At 46.9% G+C, this 441-nt stretch carries 1 rRNA gene; it reads right to left on the bottom strand.

Annotation, left to right across the window (positions count from 1 at the left end):
• Nucleotides 1–330: 330 nt before the first annotated feature.
• Nucleotides 331–441 (bottom strand): 16S ribosomal RNA (locus FG94_RS08690); the annotation flags it as partial.

The following is a 441-nucleotide window of genomic DNA, read 5'->3' as shown; positions in this document are numbered from 1 at the left end:
GCAAGCTACTACGTCCTTCATCGCCTGTAATCGCCAAGGCATCCACCATGTGCACTTATTCGCTTGTCCCTATAACGTTGGCCCCTGCTGACAACAGGGATCGTCATAGAAATCAAGAGTACAGCTTAATTGCATGTTTGTTGATACTTGATTACTACCCTAAGTGTGCACTTTTACATGCACGCTTAAAAAAACTTTACTTCTTCCAGATTGTTAAAGAACGAGAACTACACTTATCGAAGACCAGGGTCTTGAATAAGTACAGTTCAGTCAACAGCCGATAAGCGTAGGCGCTTGATGATGGAGCGTTAGCTCCTGGTGCTACTCTAGAAAGGAGGTGATCCAGCCGCACCTTCCGATACGGCTACCTTGTTACGACTTCACCCCAGTCACGAATCCTACCGTGGTAAGCGCCCTCCTTGCGGTTAAGCTACCTACTTC

It is taken from the genome of Massilia sp. LC238, assembly GCF_000735635.1.
Taxonomy (GTDB): Bacteria; Pseudomonadota; Gammaproteobacteria; order Burkholderiales; family Burkholderiaceae_D; genus Telluria; species Telluria varians.
This window is presented reverse-complemented; position numbering and strand designations above follow the sequence as displayed.